Here is a 24,803-nt window from a genome sequence, read left to right on the forward strand (position 1 = left end):
TCTGTCCTCAAGAAAGGAGCACGCCATGAGCACCCAGTTGCTGATTCTTTCACTGCCCCATGACGGGCAGGCCGTACTGAGCCTGTCGTCAGCGCCAACCCTGGCGCAGTTACCGGAGCTTGAGCGCGCGCTGGCTCAGGGCCTGGAACAGCTGCGCCAGGAACTGTGCGAGTCCACCCCCGCGGCGGGTGAACTGGAGTACGCGTCGTGGACGCCGCTGCTCAGACATTGAAGCCGTGTTGTCACACTTTCCCAGGAGTCACGAACCATGAGCACCCCCAACCTGTACGACCGCCTTGGCGGCCAAGAAGGCATCGCACGCATCACGCGCGAGATCATCAAGAACCACCTGGCCAACCCGCTGGTGCAGACCCGCTACGAGAACATCCCGGACCTGGACCGCGTGGAAAAGCACGTGGTGGAATTCTTCTGCGCCGGGGCTGGCGGCCCGCAGACCTACACTGGCAAGAACATGGTGGACACGCACCGGGGCATGAACATCAGCGAGCAGGAATTCGTCACCGTGGTGGATGACGTGATGGCTGCGCTGAACACCTGCGACGTCGATCCGTCGACCAGCAGCGAAGTGCTGGCGATTCTCTGGTCGCTCAAGGGCGAGGTCGTACGCATCTGACCTCAGTTCATCCGCAGCGGCAAGGCCGCGCCAATCAGCATGAACACGCCGCCACACACCTTGTTGAAGCGGCGCCCCACCCGCTCCAGCCAAGGCCGCACACGGTGCGCCAGGCTGGCGATCAGCCATTCGGTGATGACTTCGGTGGCGGCGAAGGTGCCCGCCATGACGAGGAACTGGACAAACAGGCTGCGTGCGGGGTCGATGAACTGCGGCAGAAACGCGGCGAAGAACAGCAGCGCCTTGGGGTTGGTCAACGCCGACAAGGCCCCCTGGCGGAACAGGGAGCCGCCGGTGCGCGCCTTGCCGTCCTGCGGCAGGTCCACACCCACGGGCGGCGCGCGCCACACCTGAATACCCAGCCACACCAGGTAGGCGCCGCCCACCCACTTCATCACCGTGAGCCACACCACCGAGGTCTGCAGCAGGGCCCCGATGCCGAACATGGACAGCGCGATGATGACCACGAACCCCAGCGCCCCGCCCATGATGGTGTAGAGCGTGCGCACGCGCCCATGCAGCACGCCGTGCGTGAGCGCCAGCAGCCCGTTGGGGCCGGGTGACAGCGACAGGCCGATGGCGGCGGCCAGGTAGATGAGCCAGGTGTCGAGTGCCATGTGTGTACCTTGGTAAGGGCGGCCCGTCAGCGACTCAGGCGGTCTCGGTGTCCACCTCGCGGTTCGCCTGATCGTTGTAACGGTTGCCAGCCACCAGTCTATCGTGCATCACGTCGTCAATCTGCCGCATCAACTCTGGCGACAGCTTCACATCGGCGGCGGCCAGGTCTTCGTGCAGGTGTTCCACACTGGTGGTGCCCGGGATGGGCAGGATGTGCGGTGCCTTGTGCAGCAGCCAGGCAATAGCCAGTTGCGCGGGCGTGCAACCCGCCTGCTGAGCCAGCGCGTTGTAGGCAGGCAGCAGCTCCAGGTTGCGCGCGTAGTTGGCTGGCGCAAAGCGCGGCATGGCGCGGCGAATGTCCTTCGGGTCCAGCGCGCTAACGTCAGGCGGCGTGCTGGTAAGGAAGCCCCGCCCCACCGGGCTGAAAGCAACAAAGGCCACACCCAGCTCTCGGCAGGCATCCAGCACCGCGATCTCGGGGTTGCGCGTCCACGGCGAATACTCGGTCTGCAACGCGGCAATGGGGTGCACGGCGTGGGCGCGGCGCAGCGTGGCGGCAGACACCTCGCTCAAGCCGATAGAGCGGATCTTGCCCTCGCGCACCAGATCGGCGAGCGCACCCACGCTGTCTTCAATGGGCACCTGCTTGTCCCAGCGGTGCAGGTAGTACAGGTCGATCACGTCGGTGCGCAGGCGCTGCAAGGCGGCCTCGCACGTGGCTTTCAGGGTGGCCGGTCGCCCGTCGATGACGCGCACGAGCTTGCCGTCGCCATTCACGTCCACGCCGGTCATGCCGCACTTGCTGGCCAGGGTGAACCTGGAACGGTGGGGGCTGAGCACCTTGCCCACCAGCGTCTCGCTCGCGCCAAAGCCGTAGAGCGCGGCCGTGTCAAAGTGCGTCACACCCGCGTCCAGCGCGGCCAGCAGCAGACGCTCGGCCTGTTGCTCGGAAACCGGTGCGCCGTAGGCGTGGCAGATGTTCATGCAGCCCAGGCCGATGGCGCTGACGCTGAAGGGGCCCAATTGGCGTTGTTGCATCGAATAACTCCTTGAATGGCAAACGGCCCCAGCCGTGAGGATGGAGCCGTCGGGTGGATGGTTCAGGCGCTGCGCCCGGCAACCATCAGGCGTTGAGCTGCTGCTCCAGCTGGTGCAGCACCTGGTAGCACGGCAGCACCTGGGCCAGGCTGCTGTTGGGCTCGCGGCCTTCGCGGATGGCGGCGAAGAACTCGCGGTCCTGCAGTTCAATGCCGTTCATGGACACGTCCACCTTGGACACATCGATCTTCTCGTCCTTGCCGTTGAACAGGTCGTCGTAACGGGCAATGTACGTACCCGTGTCGCCGATGTAGCGGAAGAACGTGCCCAGCGGGCCGTCGTTGTTGAAGGACAGGCTGAGCGTACAGATCGCCCCGTTGGCCGCCTTGAGCTGGATCGACATGTCCATGGCAATGCCCAGCGTGGGGTGGATGGGGCCCTGGATGGCGTTGGCCTTCACGATGGGGCTGCCCGCCTGATAGGCAAACAGGTCCACGGTGTGCGCGGCGTGGTGCCACAGCAGGTGGTCGGTCCAGCTGCGGGGCTGGCCCAGCGCGTTCATGTTGGTGCGGCGGAAGAAGTAGGTCTGCACATCCATCTGCTGGATGTTGAACTCGCCCGCCGTGATCTTCTTGTGCACCCACTGGTGGCTGGGGTTGAAGCGGCGGGTGTGGCCGCACATGGCCACCAGGCCGGTCTGCTTCTGCAGGGCCACCACTTCGTCACCTTCAGCCAGCACGTCGCACAGCGGGATTTCCACCTGCACGTGCTTGCCTGCTTCCAGACAGGCCTTGGTCTGCGATGCGTGCATCTGCGTGGGCGTGCACAGAATCACCGCGTCCACTTCCTTGATGGCCAGGCTGTCAGCCAGGTCGGTGGTCACATGCTTGATGCCGTACTTGTCGGCAACTTCCTGGGTCTTGGCCAGGTCGCGGCTGATCAGCGACACAACTTCCACGTCGGGGATGTTCTTGATGCCGTCGAGGTGCTTGATGCCGAAGGCGCCAGCGCCTGCGAGTGCGACTTTGATGGTCATGGTCTTTCCTTTATGCGTTCTCTAGGATCAGGTGGCCCACGGCGGTGTTGGACGCGGGCACGTGGAAGAAGCGGTGCGCAACCTTGGGCGCGGGGCCGCCAGCCACATCGGCCATGGCGCCACGGGCAATCAGCCACATCACCAGTTCAATGCCTTCGCTGCCTGCCTCGCGCACGTAGTCGATGTGCGGAATGGCGGCGGCGGCGGCCGGGTCGGCGATGAGCTTGTCGAGGAAGGCGTTGTCCCATTCCTTGTTGATGAGACCGGCGCGCGGGCCCTGGAGCTGGTGGCTCATGCCGCCAGTGCCCCAGATCTGCACGTTCAGGTCGCCGTCAAAGCTTTCCACTGCCTTGCGGATGGCCTGGCCCAGCTGGAAGCAGCGGCGGCCCGACGGCACGGGGTATTGCACCACGTTCACGGCAAAGGGAATCACCTTGAAGGGCCACTTCTCAGGCTGGCCGCACATCAGCGACAGCGGCACGGTCAGGCCATGGTCCACGTCCATCTTGTTGACGATGGTGAGGTCGAAGTCCTGCTGGATCACGCTCTGCGCGATGTGGGAAGCCAGTTCGGGGTGGCCTTCCACCACGGGTACGGGGCGCGGGCCCCAGCCTTCGTCGGCGGGCTGGTACGACGCCGCCGTGCCAATGGCGAAGGTGGGAATCAGGTCCAGGCTGAAGGCGGTGGCGTGGTCGTTGTAAACCAGGAACACCACGTCAGGGGTGTTGTCCTTCATCCACTGCTTGGAGAACTCGTAGCCCTTGAACAGCGGCTGCCAATAGGCTTCCTGCGTCTTGCCCAGGTCGATGGCCGCGCCAATGGCAGGCACGTGCGAGGTAAAGACGGATGCGGTGATGCGTGCCATGGTGTCAGGCTCCTTTGTTCTTGCCAGCGGCGCCTTGCGGCTGGTTCTGCGGCTGTGCGTCGCCGTTTTCGCCAAGGTAGCGGTTGCCCTCGGCAGAGCGGCCGCCGTTGATCATCATGTTGCGGTATTCCTCTTCGGTCATGCCGGTCATGGAGCCCGCCATCTGCTGGAAGCTCTTGCCGTCGGTGGCACCGATCTTGGCCAGGAAGTAGATGTTGCCGCCCAGGGCAATGCAGCGGTTCAGGTCGCGGGCCAGCACGGCCAGCTTCTGGTCTTCCGTCATGGCCCATTCGTCGAGGTAGGCACGCTCGTTGGCCTTGAACCTCTCACGGTTCTCGGCCTTCATCAGGCTCATGCAGAACTGGTTGAGCCAGTAGCCTTTGCGGGACTGTTCGGCATCAAAAATGGTGGTGCCGGGTACGTCAAGGTAGGGTTTGTCGAGTGCCATGATTCAAATCTCCTCAGGCCAATAGAGGCGCATCGGGTTGTCCACCAACAGCTTCTTCTGCAGCTCGGGCGTGGGGGCAATGTGCGGGATGAAGTCCACCAGCAGGCCGTCGTCGGGCATGTGGTCCTTGAGGTTGGGGTGCGGCCAGTCGGTGCCCCACAGCACGCGGTCGGGGAACTCCTCGACCACACGGCGCGCAAACGGAACCACGTCGCGGTAGGCGGCCTGTTCGCCGTCCAGGGCCTTGGGACCGGTCACGCTCAGGCGCTCGGGGCAGCTCACCTTGCTCCACACGTTCTTGTGCTCGCGCATGAACTTCAGGAACAGCTCGAACTCCGGGCCGTCCACGGGCTTGCTCACGTCGGGGCGGCCCATGTGGTCCACCACCACGGTGGTAGGCAGGCTGGTGAAGAAGTCCCACAGCTCGGGCAGGTCCACCGCCTCGAAATAGATGACGACGTGCCAGCCCAGCTTGCTGATGCGACCCGCGATCTCCATCAGCTCGTCTTTGGGGGTGAAGTCCACCAGACGCTTGACGAAGTTGAAGCGCACGCCGCGCACGCCAGCGGCATGCAGTTGCTGCAGTTCTTCGTCGGTGACGCTGCGCTTGACGGTGGCCACGCCACGCGCCTTGCCGCCGCTGGCCAGGCAGGCATCCACCATGGCGCGGTTGTCGGCGCCGTGGCAGGTGGCCTGCACGATGACGTTGCGAGCAAAACCCAGATGGTCGCGCAGCGCGAACAGCTCGGCCTTGGTGGCGTCGCACGGGGTGTACTTGCGCTCGGGCGCGTAGGGGAATTCGGCGCCGGGGCCGAAGACGTGGCAGTGGGCGTCCACCGCGCCTGCGGGCAGCTGGAATTTGGGCTTGCTGGGGCCGGTGTACCAGTCGAGCCAGCCAGCGGTCTTGGTGAAATCACCCGTGGTGGGTTTGCTCATGATGTCCTCGCACTCAGTCGATGTACTTCAGGCCTGCGGCGGCCAGCGGCTCGCGCATCTTGTACATATCCAGGCCCAGCACGCCTGCGGCCAGCTGATCGCGCTTGGCGCCTTCGTTGGCTTCGCGCTTCTGTGCCTCGGCCAGCGTCTTGGCGGCCAGGGCCTTGGGCACGCAGACCACGCCGTCGTCGTCAGCCACGATCACGTCACCCGGGGTAACGTAGGCGCCCGCGCAGACGATGGGGATGTTGACCGAGCCCGGGGTGGCCTTGATGGTGCCCTTGGACGAGACGTAGCGGCTCCACACGGGGAACTTCATCTCGCGCAGCGTCTTGGTGTCGCGCACACCGGCTTCGATGATGAGGCCGCGCGCACCGCGTGCCATGAAGCTGGTGGCCAGCAGGTCGCCGAAGTAGCCGTCGCTGCAGTCTGCCGTGACGGTGGCCACCACGATGTCACCAGGCTGCACCTGTTCGGCGGCCACGTGCATCATCCAGTTGTCGCCGGGTTGCAGCAGCACGGTCACGGCCGTGCCGGACACGTTCACGTCCTGCTGGATGGGGCGCATGTAGGGCTTCATCAGACCCACGCGGCCCATGGCCTCGTGCACGGTGGCAGAGCCCAGGGCAGCCAGCTTGTCGGTCACCTCGCGGTCGGCGCGGGTGATGTTGCGGTAAACAACGCCAAGTTCGTACATCTTCATCTCCTCATTCAATGCACATGGGGTTGTGCGAAGGGTTTGTTTCCAGGGACACCGCGGAACCGGCTTTGCCGGGCCGCTGGTGTCGCCCCCTTGAGGGGGTCGCGCGGAGCGCGGCGGGGGTGTTACCTGTTCTTTGCTTTGAGGGCCGCGTCCATGCGCGGGAACACCCGGCGCGCGTTGCCTTCAAACACCTTGAAGCGCTCTTCCTCGGTGAGGTTGGGCGTGGCCGCCACGTAGCGCTTGGTGTCGTCGTAGTAGTGGCCGGTCTCGGGGTCGATACCGCGCACGGCGCCGATCATCTCGCTGGCAAACAGGATGTTGTCCACCGGGATCACCTTGGTCAGCAGGTCGATGCCGGGCTGGTGGTACACGCAGGTGTCGAAGAACACGTTGTTGAGCAGGTGGTCTTGCAGCAGGGGCTTCTTCATCTCCTGCGCCAGGCCACGGAAGCGGCCCCAGTGGTAAGGCACCGCGCCGCCGCCGTGGGGGATCAGGAACTTCAGCGTCGGGAAGTCCTTGAACAGGTCGCCCTGGATGAGTTGCATGAAGGCCGTGGTGTCGGCGTTGAGGTAGTGCGCGCCAGTGGTGTGGAAGCAGGCGTTGCAGCTGGTGGAGACGTGGATCATCGCGGGGATGTCGTACTCCACCATCTTTTCGTAGATGGGGTACCAGTGACGGTCGGTCAGCGGGGGGCTGGTCCAGTGGCCGCCAGACGGATCGGGGTTGAGGTTGATGCCGACGAAGCCGTATTCCTTGATGCACTTTTCCAGCTCGGGAATGCAGGTGGCCGGGTCCACACCGGGGCTCTGCGGCAGCATGGCGGCGCCGATGAAATTGTCTGGGAACAGCTGGCTGACGCGGTAGCACAGCTCGTTGCAGATGGCGGCCCACGTGGACGAGGTGTTGAAGTCACCAATGTGGTGGGCCATGAAGCTGGCGCGCGGGCTGAACACGGTCAGGTCGCTGCCACGTTCCTTCATCAGCTTGAGCTGGTTGGTCTCGATGGACTCGCGCAGTTCGTCGTCGCTTATCTTCAGGCTCTTGGGGTCGGGCGTCTTGCTCGGGTCTTTGAGCGAAGCGATCTGCAGGTCGCGCCAGGCGCCCAGGGCAGCGGGCGCCGTGGTGTAGTGGCCGTGTACGTCGATGATGAGTGGTTTGGTCATGCGGTTCTCCTCATTGAATCTAGAAAAGGGCTCATGCCGGGTCCATGCCCTGGCGGCGCTTGGGTTCGGCAGCGTCGGGCGACGCCATGAAAGCCAGCATGGCGCGCACGGCGTCGGCTTGGGCGGAACTGGCGCACACGCCGCCCGAGAAGGTGGTGACGATCTGGACTGCCTGGGGCATGGGGCCGAGCACGGTGATGCCGGGCAGGTTGATGAGTTCGCTGAGCTGCTGGAAGCCCAGCTCCACCTCGCCCTTGGCCACGAGTGACCCAACGGGAATGCCCGGCGGCGGGGTGACGATGCGGTCACGGATCTGGTCGGCAATCCCCCAGCGCTCGAACAGCTTGGCCAGGGCCACGCCGCTGGGGCCGGTGGAGTAACTGACGGTACGCGCAGCCAGCACCGCCTGGCGCAGTGCGTCTTCGGTGGACACGTCGGGGTGTGGCGCGCCTTCGCGTACAGCAATGGCCACGCCGGAATGCACCAGGTCCACCCGGCTGCCCGCCGCCACGTGGCCGGACGCCACGAGCTTGTCGATGGCGTCGGACGCCAGGATGACCACGTCGAAAGCCTCGCCCGCCTGCACGCGCTTGGCGGCGTCCACGCCGCCCACCGACTCGATGGCCACGCGCACACCGGTGCGCTGCTGGTAAGCGTCTGCCAGTTCGGCCAGCACCAGGCGGGTGGCCATGGAGGAAATGCCCCGAATCTCTTTGCTCATGTCTGCAGTGGTGCCGATGGTGATCTACAGCAGCGCATTCTGGACGAGGACACCCCCAGTGCCAAGGGCGATCAACGTCTATCTGCTATCTCAAACAAGCATAGCCAGAGCTTTCCTATCTAGAATCGCCATATGGACTTGAAACAGCTGGAATACTTCGTGCGGGTGGCGGAACTGGGCAGCTTCACCCGGGCGGCCCATGCGCTCAACATTGCCCAGCCTGCGCTGAGCCGCCAGGTGCGGCTGCTGGAAGTGGAACTGCGCCAGAACCTGCTGGTGCGCAATGGGCGCGGCGCCGTGCCCACCGAAGCGGGCAAACTGCTGCTGGACCATGGGCGCGGCATATTGCACCAAGTGGAGCGCGCGCGCGAGGACCTGGGCCGGGTGCGCGGCGCGTTGGCCGGGCGGGTGGCCATTGGCCTGCCCCCCACGCTGGCCCGCGTGCTCACCGTGCCGCTCACACGCGCCTTCCGCCGCCAGTTGCCCGAGGCGCAGCTGTCCATTACCGAAGGGCTTTCCAGCGGCATGCAGGAAGGTCTGCTCAACGGCCGCCTGGACTTGGCGGTGCTGCACAACGCGCAACCCGTACCCGAGATTGACCTGCAACCCCTGTTCGACGAAGAGCTGGTGCTGGTGCAGTCGCGCACCCCTGGTCTGCAGGAGGACCCGCCACCGCCCCCCATAGACCTGGCGCAGGTGGCCTATCTGCCGCTGGTGATTCCCAGCCGCCCCAACGCCATCCGCATGCAGGTGGAGTCAGAAATGGCCAACATTGGCTGCCGCCCCGTGGTGGTGCTGGAGATTGACGGCGTGTCCGCCATTCTGGACCTGGTGGCCGAAGGCATGGGCTGCGCCATCCTCTCGCGCAATGCTGTGGCCAGCTCGATCCGGCCGTCGGCCTACACGGTGCGCAGCATCGGCTCACCGGCACTGCGCAGCCGCCTGTGGCTGGCCAGCAGCTCACAGCGCCCCGCCACGCTCACGCTGCAGGCCACCACCAAACTCATCCAACAGGTCTGTGCCGACCTGTTTCCGGAACCGGCTGTACCAGGCCCGAAGGATCAGCCAAGCCAGCCAGGCAGCTGACGCAGCACCCACAGCAGGATGCTGAGGCTGAAGAACGACGCTGCCGTGGTGGTGAGCAGCGCCGCCGCGCTGACCGCGTCGTGGCCATGGCGCTGCGCCAGGATGGCATAGATGCCGACCATGGGCATGGCGGCCGACAGCACGGCGGCCGTGCGGAAGGTGGCGTCCAGCCCCGCCAGGCCTAGGTAAGGCAAGGCCAGCACCGCCAACAGCACCGCTACCGGGTGCAGCACTAGCTTGCCCAGGGCAATGCGGGCCACGTCGGACCGCATGCCGCGAACCTCCAGCCCCACCAGCGAGCCGCCGATGACGAACAGCGCCAGTGGTCCGCTGGCCAGCGAGAACAGGCTCACCGTGCGCTCCAGTACCTGGGGCAGCTTCCAGCCCATGGCCGCCACCAGCGTGCCTGCCAGAATGCCAATGATCATCGGATTCTTCAGCAGCCGCAGCAGCGTCTGCCAAAGCACCTGCGCCACGGACTGGTGCTCACCCTCCGGCCCCGGGTCTGTCTCGGCGTAGGCCATCAGGAAGGGCAGCTTCAGCAGGTTTTCAATCAGCATGTTCAACGCCAGCACCACCCCGGCCACGGGGCCCAGCGTCAGCATCAGCACCGGGTAGCCCACGTAGCCGCTGTTGGAACACGTCATGCCCATAGCGAAGTAGGCGCTGGCGCTACGGGTTTTGCCCAGCCCCTTGCGCGCCCACAGCAGCACCAGCAGGATGACGGTTATGGACCCCAACGCATAAGCGATCAGGTAGGACGGGTTGAGCACCTCCGACAGCTTGCGCTGGGCCAGCGCGCCGAACAGCAAGGCGGGCAGCGCGAAGTTGAGCACGAACTTGCCGAACACGCGCATGTCGGCACGGGTGAAGAGGTTCTGGCGCACGCTCAGGAAACCGAGCGCAATGGTGATGTAGATCGGCCCGGTGATGGCCAGGATGTCGAGCATGAATCAGTTCCGGTTGTCGCTCTCGGGCGCTTTGTCTCGTGCGGCCAGCAGGCCATCGGCATAGTCTTGCCAGGGTGAGGTGGCGGTGACGCCGGGCAGGTGGCCAGCGCGGGCCTGCGCCGCCATCCAGTCGTGCTTACCGGCAATGGCGCTGGCCATGAAAGGCTCGAAGCCTGCCTCGCGCACGGTGTTGGCCACCTCACGCATTTCTTCGGCACGGCGTTTGCCGTGCTGCGCCACCCGGCTGAAAAAATAGGCGCCCTGGCGCGTCCAGTCGATGCCGGGGAAGGTCTCCTGCAGCGTGGCGATCATGGCGTCTTCCACACCGTAGTGGCGCGCGGTGGTGTAGCTCTCCAGCACCAGCGCCTCCAGCCCTTTGATCATGATGCTGCGGCACATCTTGGTGGCCGAAGCCACGCCCACCTCGGGCGACACAACCTGCACGTCCAGGCCCAGGCCGGTGAGGCGTGGCGCCAGTTCTGCGGCATGGGCACCGCCCAGCAGCATGGGCACGCGGATGCCGTAGGGCGGCACCGAAGTCATCACCCCGGCCTCGACGTAGTGACCGCCAGCGGCATCGATCAGGGCGGCTGCCTGTTGCTTGGTGCCCGGCGATGCCGAGTTCAGGTCCAGAAAATAGGTACCAGGCTTGATGGCCGCTGCCACGTCCCGGGCCACGGCCAGCGTGTTCGACGCCGTCACCGCCGACACGACCAGCGTCGCCTCGGCCGCCATTTCCTGCGCGGACCCGCACGCGTGCACACCGGCCTGCGCGGCATGTTCGCGCTGCGCTTGCTGCCCGCCGGGACTGGCGAAATTCAGGTCCCACGCGCCCACCCAGGGCAGCCCCTGGGCGGCAAACGCGTGGGTGAAGATCTTGCCGACTTCACCGTACCCGACAAAACCGATGCGAAACGGCTGCATGCCTGTGCCTTTGATGGTGGTTCATTGACGGGGGATGCCCGCCTTCTGGATGACGTCGGACCAGCGCCTGATGTCGCTGGCCAGCAGTTCGGACAACTGCTCCGGGGTGCTGCCCCGGGCCTCGACGTTGAGCTCCTGGAGTTTCTGCCTGACCTCGGGAGACGCCAGCGCCGTGGCAATGTCGCGGTTGATCTTGGCAACCACCTCGCGCGGCGTGCGCGCAGGCGCTGCCAGCGCATTCCAGGACGAGGCGACGAACGCCGGCACGCCGCTTTCCTTGGCGGTGGGCACGTCGGGCAGAACGATGGAGCGCTTGTCGCCGGTCACCGCCAGCACGCGCATGGTCTTGGCCTGCACCTGCGGCAGCACCGGACCCAGGATTTCCACCGCCACGTCCAGCTGCCCGCCCCGCATGGCCGCCAGCAAGGCGGGCGTGCCGTTGTAGGGCACCACCTGCGCGTCTATGCCCGCGGTGCTCTTGAAGAGTTCAGCCGCCAGGTTCTGGGTGCTGCCCACATTGATGCTGCCCACGTTCACCTTGCCAGGATGGGCCTTGGCGTGCGCGAGCAGTTCACCAAAGGTTTTGAAAGGCGAGGACGCGGGCACGACCACTGCGATGTCGAAATACCCCAGCGTCGACACGGGCGCGAAGTCCCGCACCGTGTCGAACGGCAACCGCTGGAACAAGGCCTGCGTAACCGCCGTGCCGTTGGACATGAGGAAAAGTGTGTGACCGTCCGGCTCTGCCTTGACGACGCTTTCCGCCGCCACCACGCCACCGGCACCCGGCCGGTTGTCGATCACCACGCCCTGCCCCCAGATGTCCCCCAGCTTGGCGGCCACGGCACGGGCCGTCAGGTCGCCCACACCACCGGGGCCGAAGGGCACGACGATGCGCACCGGCTTGCCTGGAAAGGCCTGGGCAGCCACGTGAAGCGGCGCCAGCCCGAGAACCGCCGCAGCCAAGCCTGCGGTGAACCACAGGCGCGAGCGCCGCACTTTGGTTGAACTTTGCATGGTGGTGTCTCCTGCTGGTTGTGTGAGGCAATAAAAAAAGCGACAAAAACTGCAATGTACGCAGTCTTTGTCGCTCGGACAACGCGAGTGGCAGGCTAGCAGTTATCACACTCTGCTATGGCCGGCCACCTCAAGCATCACAGCCGCAGGGCAAACAGCGTGATGGCCGGGAACGCCGCCAGGATGGCCGTGCGCACCAGGTCGCTGATGACGAAGGGCGTGACGCCACGGTAGGTCTGCACGATGGGCGTGTCCTTGGCCATGTTGTTGATCACGAACAGGTTCATGCCCACCGGCGGTGTGATCAGCCCGACCTCCACGACGATGAGCACCAGGATGCCGAACCAGATCGCCGTTTCTTCCGGGTTCAGCCCGAAGTCCAGGCCCATGATCATCGGGAAGAAGATCGGGATGGTCAGCAGGATCATCGACAGCGAATCCATCACGCAGCCCAGCAGCAGGTACACCACCAGCACCGTGGTCAGCACGAACCAGGGGCTCATGCCCAGGCCGATGACCCACTGCGCCATTTCCTGCGGCAGTTGCGACAGCGCCAGGAAGGTGTTGTACAGGCCCGCGCCCAGCACGATCATGAAGATCATGCCCGTGGCCACGGCCGTGCCGTAGATGGCGTTGCGCAGCGTGCGCGAGGTCAGGCCGCCTGCGGCCCAGGCCGCGACACCGGTGCCAAAGGCACCCACGGCCGCACCTTCGGTGGGCGTGAAGATGCCGGTGTAGATACCGCCAACCACGGCCAGGAAGATCACCAGCACGGGCCAGACCTTGGCGGTGGCCACCCAGCGGTCCTTCATCGGGATCGGGTCCATCTTGCCGGCACTGCCGGGCTTGAGGCGCACGTAGATGGAGATCACGATGATGTAGCCCACCGCCGCCAGGATGCCGGGAATGAACGCCGCCAGGAAGAGTTTGGCGATGTTCTGCTCGGTCAGGATGGCGTAGATGACCAGCACCACCGAGGGCGGGATCAGGATGCCCAGCGTGCCGCCAGCGGCCAGGCAGGCCGTGGACAGCGCCCCGGAGTAACCTGCGCGCTTGAGTTCAGGCAGTGCCACCTGACCCATGGTGGCGGCGGTGGCCAGCGAGGAGCCGCAGATCGCGCCGAAACCGGCGCAGGCGCCCACGGCGGCCATGGCCACGCCGCCCTTGCGGTGGCCGATCCAGGCCTCGGCCGCCTTGAACAGCGCCTGCGACAGCCCGCCGAGCGCGGCAAACTGCCCCATCAGCAGGAACAGCGGGATCACCGACAGGTTGTAGTTGGAGAAGGTGCTGTAGGTGACCTGCTTGAGCTGGTTGAGGATGGGCGTAGGCGTGCCATAGATGAAGTACGCCCCCACCAGACCACACACGGCCATGGCCAGGCCGATGGGCACGCGGATGAAGATGAGCGCCAGCAGAACCGGGAAAGACCATGCGGCCAGTTCAATACCCGACATGTCAATGTCCTCCGGAAGAATCGATGGTCCAGCCCTGCGGATACGAGGCCAGCCCGAACTGGATGAGGGTCTTGCTGATGTAGGCCAGGCAGCCGATGACGGCACCCACCAGACACAGCGCGTAGGCCCACCACACTGGCATCTGCAGGATGAAGGTGGTTTCGAAGTACTCGCGCTTTTCCAGCATGCCTTGCCACAGCATCCAGGTCAGCGCCAGCCACAGCACGAGCATGATCACGTCGCTGAGGGTCACCACCAGCCACTGCACGGCCTTGGGCAGATGCATGTAGAACAGGTCCACCGTGGCGTGACCACCCTTGAGGTAGCACCACGGCAGGAAGAAGAACACCGCCACGGCCGTGCCCACCTCCACCATCTCGAAGTCCCCTGGCACCGGCCCCAGACCGACGCCTATCAGCGCACGGCCCGTGATGCTGGCCACACTCATGAGCGTGATCGCGCACAAGACAATGCCGCCAATCACGGCGGACCACTTGGCGCTCCTGAATACCCAGGCCATCATGTTGTCGTCCTCAAAAACAACGCGCATGGCCACCATGGCCATGCGCATGCATTATTGTGCAACTTATTTGCTGTGCTTGGCGATCAAAGCGCGAGCTTCGGAGGCAAGCTTCTTGCCATCGATGCCCTTCTTGGCCATGTCAGCCACCCAGTCGCTCTCCACGGAACTCGCCGTGCGCAGCCAGCGCTGCGTCTCGGCCGCGTCCAGAGTGACCAGATTGTTGCCAGCCTTGGCCGCGATGTCACGGCCAGCCTTGTCGCCCTCGTCCATGGCACGGCCGAACATGGCAGCGGCTTCCAGGCCGGAGTTGTTGTCGATCACCTTCTTCAGGTCGGGCGGCAGCTTGTCGTAGGTGGCCTTGTTCATGCTGAAGGCGAAGGCCATGTTGTACAGGCCCTTGTCACCGGCAAAGCTGGTGTGATTCTTGACCAGTTCGGTCACCTTCAGCGACGGACCCACTTCCCACGGAATGGTGGTGCCGTCAATGACGCCCTTGGACAGCGCCTCGGTCACGGCCGGCACGGGCATGCCCACCGGGGTGGCGCCCAGCTTGACCAGCATGTTGTTGACGATGCGGGTGCCACCGCGGATCTTCATGCCGCGCAGCGTTTCCAGGCCGGTGACGGGCTGCTTGGTGTGGAACAGGCCGGGGCCGTGGGTGTGCACGGCGATCAGCTTGACGTCCTTGAACTCGTCGGCGGCAAACTTCTCCACGTATTCCCAGGCGGCCTTGGAGGTGATCTCACCAGCGTTCGGGCCGGAAGGGGCAATGAACGGAATCTCGAACACTTCCGTCTTGACGAAGCGGCCCGGGGTGTAGCCCAGCACGGTCCAGGTGATGTCGGCCACGCCGTCCTTGGCCTGGTCGAACAGTTGCGCGGGCGAGCCGCCCATCTGCATGGCGTGGAACAGCTGGACCTTGATCTTGCCACCGGACTCTTTTTCAACCTTCTGAGCCCAGGGAATGATCGCCTTGGCGGGGATGGTGGCCTGCGGCGGGAGGAACTGGTGCAGACGCAGGGTGACCTGCTGCGCCATGGCGCTGCCTGCAAAGAGTGTTGCGCACACCAGGCCGATGGCGCGGAACTTGAGCTTTTTCATGGGGAAGTCTCCTTGATGACAAAAAATCACTGCCTCTTCGCACCGTCCCCCGGCCCGGTCCGTTTTTTTGTGGAGACCTGGCCATCGGCACGAAGTAGTTATTCAATATAACTATATCGGATAACAATATCCGAGAGACTCAGGGTTAACCCTGGGGTCGCCCACGCAACCGTCTCTCAGAGGAAAGGCTGGCGAACTGTAGCGCATGCTTTGCGACATAGCTCACGCGGTAAAGCCTATCTGTTATGCCGATCTGATATGGATCACACACAAACGCCGCCAGCACTGGCGCTGGCGGCGCCGCGTTTTCTCAGGGCCGGGCAGGAAGCACGGTACCCCAGCACTCGCCGAAGCCGATGCGCGCCGCGCCAGCCTTCTCGCACCAGCCGCGCAACACCACCGAATCACCGTCCTGCAGGAAAGTGCGGGTGTCGCCATCGGGCAGCTGCACGGGCTGCTTGCCACCGAGCGTAAGCTCGATCAACGCGCCCGCCTGGTCCAGCGTGGGACCGGAAAGTGTGCCGGTGCCCAGCAGGTCGCCCGGCTGCAGGTTGCAGCCGTTGACGGTGTGATGCGTGACCATCTGTGCCACCGTCCAGTAAGCGTGGCGGTAGCTGGTGCGGCTGATCTGCACGTCGCCCTGCCCCGCTTCGCGCATGCGGCCGGTCTGCAGGCCCACCTGCAGCTGGATGTCGAAGGCGCCGCCGCTGCGGTTGGCCGGGGAATCCAGGTACGGCAGGGGCTGCGGGTCGCCTTCGGGCCGGGTAAAGGGCACGCGGTATGGCGCCAGCGCCTCCAGCGTGACCACCCAGGGGGAAATGGTGGACGCAAAGTTCTTGGACAGGAACGGGCCCAGCGGCTGGTATTCCCAGCCCTGGATGTCGCGCGCAGACCAGTCGTTGAGCAGGCAGATGCCAAACACATGGCTTTCGGCCTCGGTGATGCTCACGGGGTCACCCAGCTCGTTACCCGTGCCGATGAAGACGCCCAGCTCCAGTTCGATGTCCATGCGCTTGCTGGCGGCCAGCACGGGGACTTCGGCGTCGGGCGCCTTGACCTGGCCTTTGGGCCGCGCGAAGGCCTGGCCCGACACGCCAATGCTGCTGGCGCGGCCGTGGTAGCCAATGGGCACCCACTTGTAGTTGGGCAGCAGCGGATTGTCCGGGCGGAACTGCTTGCCGATGTTGGTGGCGTGGTGGACCGAGGTGTAAAAGTCGGTGTAGTCGCCAATGCGGGCTGGCACGTCGTACTCGGCAACGGCCTGCGGCACCAGGCAAGGCTTGAGTGCGGCCTGAGCGGCGCTGCCCTCGCGCAGCGCGGCAGACAGCGCCTGCCGCAAAGCGGACCAGGCCTGCGGCCCCAGGGCCATCAGCGCGTTGAGCTTGTCCTGCGCACCAGCCTGGGCCGTTTCGGCGGCCAGGCCCTGCAGCACACCGGCTCGAGCCACGGCGGCCAGGTCCAGAATCTGGTCGCCAATGGCCACGCCGCAGCGCCAGGCTTCGCCAGCGCCCTTGCGGCGGAACACCGCGAATGGCAGGTTCTGGATGGGGAAATCGCACCCCGGCTGGTTGGCCGAAGCCACCCAGCTGCGCAGAGCGGGGTCGTGGGTTTCGTTGAGCATCGTCATCTTCTGCAATGTCAGGCAGCCGCAGCCAGCGTGTTGTCGCGCGCCAGGGCGATGGCCTCGTTCAGCACGTCGCGGTCGCCGATATGGTTGCACAGGATCAGCACCAGCTTGGCCAGCATCATGTCGGCCTGTTCGTCGCTCAGGTCGCGCTGGGCGTTGATGAGGTCGGCGTAGAAGACGTCCTGATCGGGGATGTTGGGTTCACGGTTGAGTGCCATGGTCTGTCTCACTCTTGTTTACTGCAGCTTGAGGGCGCGGCGCATGGCGGCTTGCACCTGCCCTGCGTCGAACTGGCGCCAGCGGGCGGCCACGTGCTGGTCGGGACGGATCAGGTAAACCGTGCCTGGCTGGCCATCGTAACGGGCCTTGAGCACGCCCTTGGCGTCGATGATGTCCTTGCCCACTTCCAGCACCTGGGCGGTTATGCCGCCGACCGTGACGGGTTGCGCGGGGCCGAAGCTCAGCAGCACAAAGCCCTTGCCAAGTTGCTCCAGCAACCAGGCGCTCTTGCCGTCGCGCTCGATGGGGGCATCGGCACAGTTGGTGCCAGGCAGCATCTTGCCCGCGAACACGGCACTGTCGGGCGTGTTGAGCGACGACCGCAGGTACGGCGTGGGCGTGGACAGGCGGCCGCTGTTGACCAGCGGGCGGGCGAAGGGCTCGGTACGGGCCAATTCCAGCACGGCATTGCGCAGGCGCAGCGAAGCGCGGCTCTTGGGCGTGATGAAGTCGGTGGCGCGGGTGGAGTGGCCGATGTTGTCGTCGGCCGCGTAGGCGCGCTCTTCGTGGTAGGTGTCGAGCAGGGCCAGCGGCGCGGCGCCATCGAGCACGGCCCTGAGCTTCCAGCTCAGGTTGTCGCAGTCCTGCACGCCGGTATTGGCACCGCGCGCGCCGAAGGGCGACACCTGGTGCGCTGCATCACCAGTGAAGATGACGCGGCCGTGGCGGAACTGGTCAATGCGGCGGCAGGCGAACTGGTACACCGACACCCATTCCAGCTCGAACTCCACGTCCTTGCCCAGCATGGCCTGGATGCGCGGGATCACGTTCTCGGGCTTCTTTTCTTCCACGGGGTCGGCGTCCCAGCCGAGCTGGAAGTCGATGCGCCAGACGTCGTCGGCCTCTTTGTGCAGCAGCACGCTCTGGTTGCGGTGGAAAGGCGGGTCGAACCAGAACCAGCGTTCGGTCGGGAAGCCTGCCTTCATCACCACGTCGGCGATCAGGAAGCGGTCCTGGAAGAACTGGCCAGTGAAGTCGGCACCGATCATGCGGCGCGTATCGCTGTTGGCGCCGTCGGCGGCAATGATCCACTGCGCCTCCATCTTGAAGATGCCGTCCGGCGTCTCGACGGTGAGGGTGGCGAAATCGTCGGCCTGCTCGATGGCCAGCACCTTGTGCTTCCAGCGCAGGTCCACCAGCGGGGATTCGTCGCAGGCCTTCACCATGCGCTCTTCCAGGTGGTACTGCTGGTAGTTGATCATGGCCGGCATCTTGTGGTCGGCCTCGGGCAGCAGGTCGAAGGTGTAGGTCAGGTCGTCGCGGAAGAACACCTTGCCCACTTTCCACTGCACGCCCTTGTCGGCGAACTCCTCGCCCAGGCCCAGGCGGTCCCAGATCTCGAGCGGGCGCTTGGCGTAGCACACCGCGCGCGAACCCACGCTGACGGTATTGTTGTCGTCAAGAATGACCGTAGGCACGCCACGGTAGGCCAGGTCGAGTGCCTGGGTCAGGCCGATGGGGCCAGCGCCAATGATGACCACCGGATGGCGCTTGAGCGCGCCGCTGCGCTGCTCTTCGCTCTGACGGTAGGCGTATTCGGGGTAGGTATAGGTCTTGAGCATGGTGTGTCCCAACGACGTCCGCTTATTCTTGAATCAGTCCAGTGCCTTGAACTCGTGCTCGTGCATCCAGGCGGCGTGCTTGGGTGCGCGCTTGGTCTGCGCCCACTCGTTGAGCATGTCCCACTTCACTTCGTCGAGCTTCTTGTACATCTCGGGCGTGCCCACGTCAGCCGCCAGTTCCAGGCGGTGGCCGTTGGGGTCGAAGAAGTAGATGCTCTTGAAGATGGTGTGATCGGTCGGGCCCACCACGTCAATGCCGTCAGCCTGCAGCTTGGCTTTGGTGGCTTCCAGCGTGGCCATGCTGTCGACCTTGAAGGCAATGTGCTGCACCCAGTTGGGGGTGTTGGAGTCGCGGCCCATCTCGGGGGAGTTGGGCAGTTCGAAGAAGGCCAGCACGTTGCCCTGCCCTGCGTCCAGGAACACGTGCATGTACGGGTCCGGCGCCTTGGTGGAGGGCACCTGGTCTTCGGCAATGGCCAGCACGAAGTCCATGTTCAGGTGCTTGACGTACCACTCCACGGTTTCTTTGGCGTCCTTGCAGCGGTAGGCAACGTGGTGAATGCGGTCGAGTTTCATGGTCTTGTCTCCTGTTGATCAACCTTCAAGGGCCTGCCACATCTGGCGGTCGCGCTCGGCGGTCCAGATGCGGGGATCGGGGAACTGCGTGGCCTCGTCGTAGGCGCGGGTCACGTCGAACGGCATGCAGTGGTTGAAGATCACCCACTCGCCGTACTTGGGCTGCAGCTTGGCAAAGGTCTCTTCGTAGACCTTGCGCAGGTCGCGTCCGGCGTCGGCACCGGCCTTGACGCTGGCCCACACGTCGCTGATGAAGGAACGCGTGACTTCCAGCCCCTTTTGCACCTGCGCTTCGCCGCGCAGCGCCGGGCCACGGCCGGGCACCAGGGCCAGCGGGTTGAGCTTGGCGATGTTGTCCAGCGTGTTGGGCCAGTCCTGGAAGTAGGCGTCACCCGCGTAGGGGGTGGCGTCGAATTCGACCAGGTCGCCCGACAGCAGGGTCTTCTCGCCCGGCAGCCACACCACGGTGTCGCCCTTGGTGTGGCCACGGCCCAGTTGCAGCAGCTGCACTTCCAGCTTGCCCAGCCACAGGGTCATCTTGCCGGTGAAGGTCATGGTCGGCCAGGTCAGACCTTCGGGCACGGTTTCCAGGTTGCGGAACAGGCGCGGGAAGCGGCCGATCTCGCTGGCCTTGTCCTGCTCGCCGCGCTCGACGATGAGGTCGTAGGTGTCCTGGCTGGCCAGGATCTGCTGCGGCTGGTAGGCGCTGGCACCCAGCACGCGCACGGCGTGGTAGTGGGTGAGCACCACGTACTTGATGGGCTTGTCGGTGACTTCGCGGATGCGGCGGATCACGTCGGCGGCCATGGCGGGCGTGGCCTGGGTGTCGGCCACCAGCACGGCGTCGTCGCCAATGATGATGCCGGTGTTCGGGTCGCCTTCGGCCGTGTAGGCCCAGGCGTGTTCAGAGATCTGTTCGAAGGTGACCTTCTTTTCTTCCAGATCGGCGGCGGAGGCAAACGTCTTGGTGCTCATGCGGTGAAACTCCTGAAAATTCGTCTATAGCAAATGCATTTGCCATAAATCAATGCCGCGATGTTAACGACAAAGTTCGATATTGACAAACACATTCGTTTAGGTGAAAACCCTAACCGTGTGCCGCAGCCCGCTGGCACAGAGTGACAATCTAAAGATGAACACGACCAAGCACAACCCGCCAGGCGAGGCGGTGGAGGAACAAGAGGAACGCACGTCTCGCGGCATTCAGAGCGTGGAGGTGGGCGGCCAGTTGCTGAAGGCTCTGGCCCACACTGGCCGGCGCATGGCCCTGAAGGACCTGGCCCGCGAAGCCGACATGACCCCAGCCAAGGCCCACCCCTACCTGGTGAGCTTTGGCAAGCTGGGGCTGATCGAACAGGACCCGGTGAGCGGCCATTACGGGCTGGGCCCGCTGGCCATGCAGCTGGGTCTGATCAGCCTGCAGCAGGTGGACCCGGTGCGCCTGGCCATTGCCGAGCTGCCGGGGCTGGCGCAGCGCGTGGGCTGCACGGTGTCTGCCGCCGTATGGGGCGGGCATGGCCCCGTCATCATCCGTGTGGAGGAAGGCCCCACACCGGTGTACGTGGCGATGCGGCACGGCGTTCCGGCGTCGCTGCGGCACACCGGCACCGGCAAGATTTTTGCGGCGTACCACGCGCGGCCCGAAGTGGCTGCCGCGCTGGAGCGCGAGGGTCTGGCTGGCGAGCTGGATCAGCCGGGGTTCGCCGCCGAGCTGGAGGAAATCCGCCAATCGGGCATCACCCAGGTGCGTGATGAACTGCTGCCCGGCATCAGCGCCATGGCGGTGCCGGTGTTTGACGGCTTTGGGCGGCTGGTGCTGGCCATCGCCGCCATTGGCCCGAGCAAGATGCTGGACCTGCGCCCGGCGGGCACACAGGCCAAGGCCTTGCGCGAGGTGGCGGCCAGCCTGTCGCAAAGGCTGGGAGCCCCTACACCATAAGAAAGGAGCGGCCGCCCTGGCCGCCTGTGGACTCAGTTATACGCGCCCTGTCACTTTTGCGACAAAACTTCTGCCAACTGACGTTGGGCACTCGCAGGCGTCATTTTGGGATCATTGAAGAAATCGGCGACAACATCAATCCACCCCCGGGACATCTGCGAGGGCATCGTCATCGATTGAGCGGAAACCTGACCACCCTTGCGAGACATCAAATCAAGGCCAATTTTCCCGCAGGAATCGAGATGCTTGCGCTGAATGTCGGTCCGCACAGGGATTGAACCCTTGATGCGATTGAAGGCGAGCTGGTTGTCCGTGTTCATGACCTGACGCGCAAAGAGAAGCTGGGACCGGCGATCCTGATCGTTGTTCGTGACCGGAAAGGCGAAGGCATCTACCACCACGAGATAGACAGATTCAGTCCCCGGCGCCAAGGTGCAACGGAAATCCTTGTCTGCGGTCAGCCCTGCCTCGGTCATCTCGCCCTTTGCCCAGTCTCCCATGAACTGCATGCCAGCGTTGCCCCGGCCGACAGACAGTGTTGCATCCGCCCAAGTTTTACCGCTTCGGACGGGCTCGGCAAAAGCGCTGATCTGCCGCAATATTCCGAGCGCCTTCAACATCTCGGGCCTCATGGCTGCCTTTGGGTCACCGCCACTCATCAGGTGTGTATAAGCAGCGTGGCCATAAACGGAATAGAGAATGTCATTGAAGATGAGAGAAATCTCCCAAATGCCTGATCCGAGTGCGACGGCGGTGTAACCGGCGGCTTTGATCTTGGCGGCACTGTCAAGAAGGCTGTCCCAACTGGTTGGCACAGGCAACTTAAGTTTGTCAAATATCTTCTTGTTGGTCCATAGCCAGTTTTCGGCGTGAATATTGGTAGGCGCAAAATAGATGCGCCCCTTGTAGCTGATCTGATCAACCACATTTTGGGGTAGAAAGTCTCGCCAATGATCGGCTGCAGCAACCTCCTCAATATCTTGCACAACCCCCATGGCGGGAAGTTCCTTGCTGCCCTCGTTGGCATTCCACTGCATCACCGTGGAGGGGTAGCCATTGGCAATTCTGTCTGTAACCAGCTTCAACTCCGCATCTTTATCCTTGACCGGCAGATCATTCCATTTGCCCCCTAGCCCCTTCCACGCCTGGCGATAGACGTTGAGCGCTTTATTCTCGCTCTGCGAAATCCAGAAATGAACCACTTCCACCGTCGGCTGAAACGCCCTTTTATTGGAAGCGGAGTTTGGTGAAGACTCGGCATGCGCGTTCGGAAGAAATGAAGCAGCGAATGCGAGTGTGGCACACTGCAAGAAGACGTATTGCCTGCGTGTTTTCATGGTCAACTCCAATTATCGTAATCTGCTGTTCAGGAGCCTATCAATGACTCAAATAAGGGTTTAGCGTTTTGAGTCAGGGCCTCGATGTTTCCGGGTGTAGATGCATCGCACGGAAAACCCCCTGACTCCAGCCTGCGAGTGGCCATATCAAACGGCTCTGGCTTTGCAAAGAAATAGCCTTGCACAATGACACAGCCAACTTGCCGCAAGAACAGAATTTGCTCTTGGGTTTCCACACCTTCAGCAACACAATTTTTTCCAAGATTACCAACCAAACTCACCACTGCCTTGATGATCTGCTCCGACTTCGAATCGATCCCGATATTCGACACGAAGCTGCGATCGATCTTGACATCGTCGAACTGAAAATCCCGGAGGTTTGTCAGTGATGCGAAGCCTGTACCAAAGTCGTCCAGAGCGATTGACACACCTCGCTGAGCCAGCTTGACAACAGTTGCCAGAATCTGCTCTCGGTATTTGTTCACAAAGACGTCTTCAGTAATTTCTATGGCCAGATCACTCCAATCAATCAAAAAACGCTCTACCGCATCGGACAACATGTCGTAGGCAGCCTCGGAAATCAACACTGCCTCGGGCATGTTGATCGCAACACTGCCATACGACAGACCAGCATCTCGCCAGGCCCGAATATCATGAGCGACCTTGTTGATGACGACCTCGGTCATCGCCGTTATCGACGAAGCTGTATCAAGAAGATGGAGAAAGCGTCCCGGGGCGAGAATACCCAAATCTGGATGATGCCAACGCACCAGCGCCTCGAAGCCCACATGCCGGCCATTTACGGCATCGACCTTGGGTTGGTAGTAAACAAGAAACTCGTCATTCTCTACCGCATTGAAAATGGCTGCACGGAGCTTGCTTTCAGCAAGGCGATGAGCCATCATCGATCCGGTAAATATGGTCAGGTGGTTTCGTTTCGTCTTGGCGGCATACAGCGCAAGATCGGCACAACGAATGATGTCCGCTGCATTGTTTCCATGCTCTGGAAAGATGGCGCCACCAATGCTGCCTGATATATTGAGCGCATGCCCATCTATGAGATACGGCTGAAACAGATTCTTGCGTATCCTCTCTGCAAGCTCTTCCGCCTCCTCTTCTGTTGAAAGATTTGGTGCAAGAACAGCGAATTCATCGCCACTCAATCGGGCCGCCATGGCATCGGCATCCACTGCAGATGCAATTCTCTTCGCCACTTCGATCAACAAACCATTTCCAGTTGGGTGGCCAAATGTGTCATTGACCTCCTTGAAATAATCCAGATCGATCAGAAGAATGACAAATGAACTGACGCTTGCCCCCTCTCCATCGACTGCACGGGAGGCAACCAACTGATCGAGCAACTTGATGAACGACATGCGATTCGGCAGGCCGGTCAGACCATCTGTGTGGGCAAGATCCGACAATCGCTGCTCGAATACCTTCTTTTTCTCGTATTCCACGCGCAATTTCTTGAGCAGCGGATTAAGAATAAAAACACCCACCGCAAGCAATGCAACCACAAGCGACAAGATCAGCAAGGCGCTGATCTGTTTAGCTGTAGCAATGCTGGCCTCGCTCTTCGTGAAGGATTGCTGGATTTTCTCCTGAAAACCACGCATAATGAAACCATCTGATGCCGCAGCAAAATCAATCGCCCCCCAGTAGGAGTAACGACGGCGGCGGCTATTGTTATCGATCTTGCCAAGCATTTCGGCCCGCTCAAGAAAGCTTCGCAAAAGTAGATCGTGCTCGCTTGGTGCAGTATCATCACCCAGACGCTCATGATGTAGTTGCAGCTGCGCGCTGATATCCCTGACTTCAGATATCTTCTGATTCATGTCATCGATCAAGCGATCCAGCACATTGACCGGGACTGCCGCATCTGCAGATGCGCGCATCAAGGCACGCGCGGTGTTTGTCAGCTGTTGAAATTTTATAAATTGACTGCTGACGAGAAAACTGATGCTTTGCTGTGCTGAATGGCGGTCAAGAACCACCTGCATGATGGCGTAGATCGACAGTGCGATCATCATCACCGCAGCCAGCGTTCCCAAATAAAATCGGGAGACCGATTTTATTTGTTGATCAAGCGCAACCTGATCAACTTTGCTGGAATGGCCGATATTCATTTTTCACGAAGACGTCAGTATTAATTTCGCCAAGCAATATGCATCACTATCCGAATCGGTATTTATGGCGTTGATCACCCCGAGGGTGACAGACTATGCCAGATGCGGTTTGTGCTCGCTATCAGGATATGATGATT

Annotated in this window: 26 protein-coding genes; 4 read left to right on the plus strand and 22 right to left on the minus strand. The window is 63.0% G+C overall.

The genetic code is table 11. From position 1 onward, the window contains the following. Nucleotides 1-25: 25 nt before the first annotated feature. Both ACYVHH_RS10475 and ACYVHH_RS10480 read left to right on the plus strand, forming a co-directional pair. Nucleotides 26-232, plus strand: coding sequence for a hypothetical protein (locus ACYVHH_RS10475; RefSeq protein ID WP_460565082.1), 207 nt, complete (start codon nucleotides 26-28; stop codon nucleotides 230-232). 36 nt (nucleotides 233-268) lie between these two features. Next, complete coding sequence (locus tag ACYVHH_RS10480; protein WP_460565083.1) at nucleotides 269-634, plus strand: group I truncated hemoglobin; 366 nt, start codon at nucleotides 269-271, stop codon at nucleotides 632-634. A 2-nt stretch (nucleotides 635-636) separates the two neighbouring features. Here the strand turns inward: ACYVHH_RS10480 and ACYVHH_RS10485 are convergent, their stop codons facing one another. From ACYVHH_RS10485 to ACYVHH_RS10525, 9 genes are all read right to left on the minus strand, one after another. Next, nucleotides 637-1,251 carry a LysE family translocator gene (locus tag ACYVHH_RS10485; protein ID WP_460565084.1) on the minus strand — a complete coding sequence of 205 codons (615 nt, stop codon included), beginning with the start codon at nucleotides 1,249-1,251 and terminating at the stop codon, nucleotides 637-639. Nucleotides 1,252-1,285: 34 nt separating this feature from the next. Beyond that, the gene (locus ACYVHH_RS10490) at nucleotides 1,286-2,290 is read right to left on the minus strand and encodes an aldo/keto reductase (protein ID WP_460565085.1); all 1,005 of its coding nucleotides are present in this window, start codon (nucleotides 2,288-2,290) and stop codon (nucleotides 1,286-1,288) included. 85 nt (nucleotides 2,291-2,375) lie between these two features. Then, nucleotides 2,376-3,326 (minus strand): Gfo/Idh/MocA family oxidoreductase, encoded by a 951-nt coding sequence (locus ACYVHH_RS10495; protein WP_460565086.1) that lies wholly within the window; start codon nucleotides 3,324-3,326, stop codon nucleotides 2,376-2,378. A 10-nt stretch (nucleotides 3,327-3,336) separates the two neighbouring features. Next, a complete protein-coding gene (locus ACYVHH_RS10500; RefSeq protein WP_460565087.1) occupies nucleotides 3,337-4,191 on the minus strand; it encodes a class III extradiol dioxygenase subunit beta in 855 nt (284 codons plus the stop codon). A 4-nt stretch (nucleotides 4,192-4,195) separates the two neighbouring features. Next, nucleotides 4,196-4,639, minus strand: coding sequence for a protocatechuate 4,5-dioxygenase subunit alpha (gene ligA / locus ACYVHH_RS10505; RefSeq protein ID WP_460565089.1), 444 nt, complete (start codon nucleotides 4,637-4,639; stop codon nucleotides 4,196-4,198). Between the two features lie 3 nt (nucleotides 4,640-4,642). Further along, entirely contained in the window at nucleotides 4,643-5,575 is a 933-nt protein-coding gene (locus ACYVHH_RS10510) for an amidohydrolase family protein (RefSeq protein ID WP_460565090.1), read from the minus strand. Nucleotides 5,576-5,588: 13 nt separating this feature from the next. After that, entirely contained in the window at nucleotides 5,589-6,272 is a 684-nt protein-coding gene (ligK, locus tag ACYVHH_RS10515) for a 4-carboxy-4-hydroxy-2-oxoadipate aldolase/oxaloacetate decarboxylase (protein WP_460565091.1), read from the minus strand. Nucleotides 6,273-6,400: 128 nt separating this feature from the next. After that, nucleotides 6,401-7,441, minus strand: a complete 1,041-nt coding sequence (locus ACYVHH_RS10520; RefSeq protein ID WP_460565092.1) for an amidohydrolase family protein — start codon at nucleotides 7,439-7,441, stop codon at nucleotides 6,401-6,403. 31 nt (nucleotides 7,442-7,472) lie between these two features. Further along, nucleotides 7,473-8,162 (minus strand): substrate-binding domain-containing protein, encoded by a 690-nt coding sequence (locus ACYVHH_RS10525; protein WP_460565093.1) that lies wholly within the window; start codon nucleotides 8,160-8,162, stop codon nucleotides 7,473-7,475. A gap of 132 nt (nucleotides 8,163-8,294) precedes the next feature. Here ACYVHH_RS10525 and ACYVHH_RS10530 point away from each other — a divergent pair, with 132 nt between their 5' ends. Beyond that, a complete protein-coding gene (locus tag ACYVHH_RS10530; protein WP_460565094.1) occupies nucleotides 8,295-9,248 on the plus strand; it encodes a LysR substrate-binding domain-containing protein in 954 nt (317 codons plus the stop codon). Here the strand turns inward: ACYVHH_RS10530 and ACYVHH_RS10535 are convergent. From ACYVHH_RS10535 to ACYVHH_RS10585, 11 genes are all read right to left on the minus strand, one after another. Then, on the minus strand, nucleotides 9,224-10,198 hold the full coding sequence (locus ACYVHH_RS10535) for an AEC family transporter (protein ID WP_460565095.1): 975 nt from the start codon (nucleotides 10,196-10,198) through the stop codon (nucleotides 9,224-9,226). The two genes, ACYVHH_RS10530 and ACYVHH_RS10535, sit on opposite strands and share 25 nt — an antisense overlap. A gap of 3 nt (nucleotides 10,199-10,201) precedes the next feature. Continuing rightward, nucleotides 10,202-11,122, minus strand: coding sequence for an NAD(P)-dependent oxidoreductase (locus ACYVHH_RS10540; protein ID WP_460565096.1), 921 nt, complete (start codon nucleotides 11,120-11,122; stop codon nucleotides 10,202-10,204). 21 nt (nucleotides 11,123-11,143) lie between these two features. Further along, nucleotides 11,144-12,139: a Bug family tripartite tricarboxylate transporter substrate binding protein gene (locus ACYVHH_RS10545; RefSeq protein WP_460565097.1), complete on the minus strand. Its 996-nt coding sequence runs from the start codon at nucleotides 12,137-12,139 to the stop codon at nucleotides 11,144-11,146. Nucleotides 12,140-12,276: 137 nt separating this feature from the next. Further along, nucleotides 12,277-13,593: a TRAP transporter large permease gene (locus ACYVHH_RS10550; protein WP_460565098.1), complete on the minus strand. Its 1,317-nt coding sequence runs from the start codon at nucleotides 13,591-13,593 to the stop codon at nucleotides 12,277-12,279. Nucleotide 13,594: 1 nt separating this feature from the next. Continuing rightward, a complete protein-coding gene (locus ACYVHH_RS10555) occupies nucleotides 13,595-14,164 on the minus strand; it encodes a TRAP transporter small permease (protein WP_460565099.1) in 570 nt (189 codons plus the stop codon). A gap of 15 nt (nucleotides 14,165-14,179) precedes the next feature. After that, nucleotides 14,180-15,217: a TRAP transporter substrate-binding protein gene (locus tag ACYVHH_RS10560; protein WP_460565100.1), complete on the minus strand. Its 1,038-nt coding sequence runs from the start codon at nucleotides 15,215-15,217 to the stop codon at nucleotides 14,180-14,182. 310 nt (nucleotides 15,218-15,527) lie between these two features. After that, nucleotides 15,528-16,844, minus strand: coding sequence for a fumarylacetoacetase (gene fahA, locus ACYVHH_RS10565; RefSeq protein WP_460565101.1), 1,317 nt, complete (start codon nucleotides 16,842-16,844; stop codon nucleotides 15,528-15,530). A gap of 11 nt (nucleotides 16,845-16,855) precedes the next feature. Continuing rightward, complete coding sequence (locus ACYVHH_RS10570) at nucleotides 16,856-17,062, minus strand: DUF2783 domain-containing protein (RefSeq protein WP_460565102.1); 207 nt, start codon at nucleotides 17,060-17,062, stop codon at nucleotides 16,856-16,858. A gap of 18 nt (nucleotides 17,063-17,080) precedes the next feature. Then, nucleotides 17,081-18,685: an FAD-dependent oxidoreductase gene (locus ACYVHH_RS10575; protein WP_460565103.1), complete on the minus strand. Its 1,605-nt coding sequence runs from the start codon at nucleotides 18,683-18,685 to the stop codon at nucleotides 17,081-17,083. Nucleotides 18,686-18,718: 33 nt separating this feature from the next. Further along, nucleotides 18,719-19,261, minus strand: a complete 543-nt coding sequence (locus ACYVHH_RS10580) for a VOC family protein (protein WP_460565104.1) — start codon at nucleotides 19,259-19,261, stop codon at nucleotides 18,719-18,721. An 18-nt stretch (nucleotides 19,262-19,279) separates the two neighbouring features. Beyond that, complete coding sequence (locus ACYVHH_RS10585; protein ID WP_460565105.1) at nucleotides 19,280-20,236, minus strand: MBL fold metallo-hydrolase; 957 nt, start codon at nucleotides 20,234-20,236, stop codon at nucleotides 19,280-19,282. A gap of 157 nt (nucleotides 20,237-20,393) precedes the next feature. On the opposite strand from ACYVHH_RS10585, the gene ACYVHH_RS10590 reads away from it, so the two are divergent. Then, nucleotides 20,394-21,200, plus strand: coding sequence for an IclR family transcriptional regulator (locus ACYVHH_RS10590; protein WP_460565106.1), 807 nt, complete (start codon nucleotides 20,394-20,396; stop codon nucleotides 21,198-21,200). 50 nt (nucleotides 21,201-21,250) lie between these two features. On the opposite strand, the gene ACYVHH_RS10595 is transcribed toward ACYVHH_RS10590, so the two are convergent. Both ACYVHH_RS10595 and ACYVHH_RS10600 read right to left on the minus strand, forming a co-directional pair. Continuing rightward, nucleotides 21,251-22,537, minus strand: a complete 1,287-nt coding sequence (locus tag ACYVHH_RS10595; RefSeq protein ID WP_460565107.1) for an ABC transporter substrate-binding protein — start codon at nucleotides 22,535-22,537, stop codon at nucleotides 21,251-21,253. A 29-nt stretch (nucleotides 22,538-22,566) separates the two neighbouring features. Next, nucleotides 22,567-24,666: a putative bifunctional diguanylate cyclase/phosphodiesterase gene (locus ACYVHH_RS10600; protein ID WP_460565108.1), complete on the minus strand. Its 2,100-nt coding sequence runs from the start codon at nucleotides 24,664-24,666 to the stop codon at nucleotides 22,567-22,569. Nucleotides 24,667-24,803: the final 137 nt, after the last annotated feature.

The organism is Hydrogenophaga aquatica (assembly GCF_054780915.1).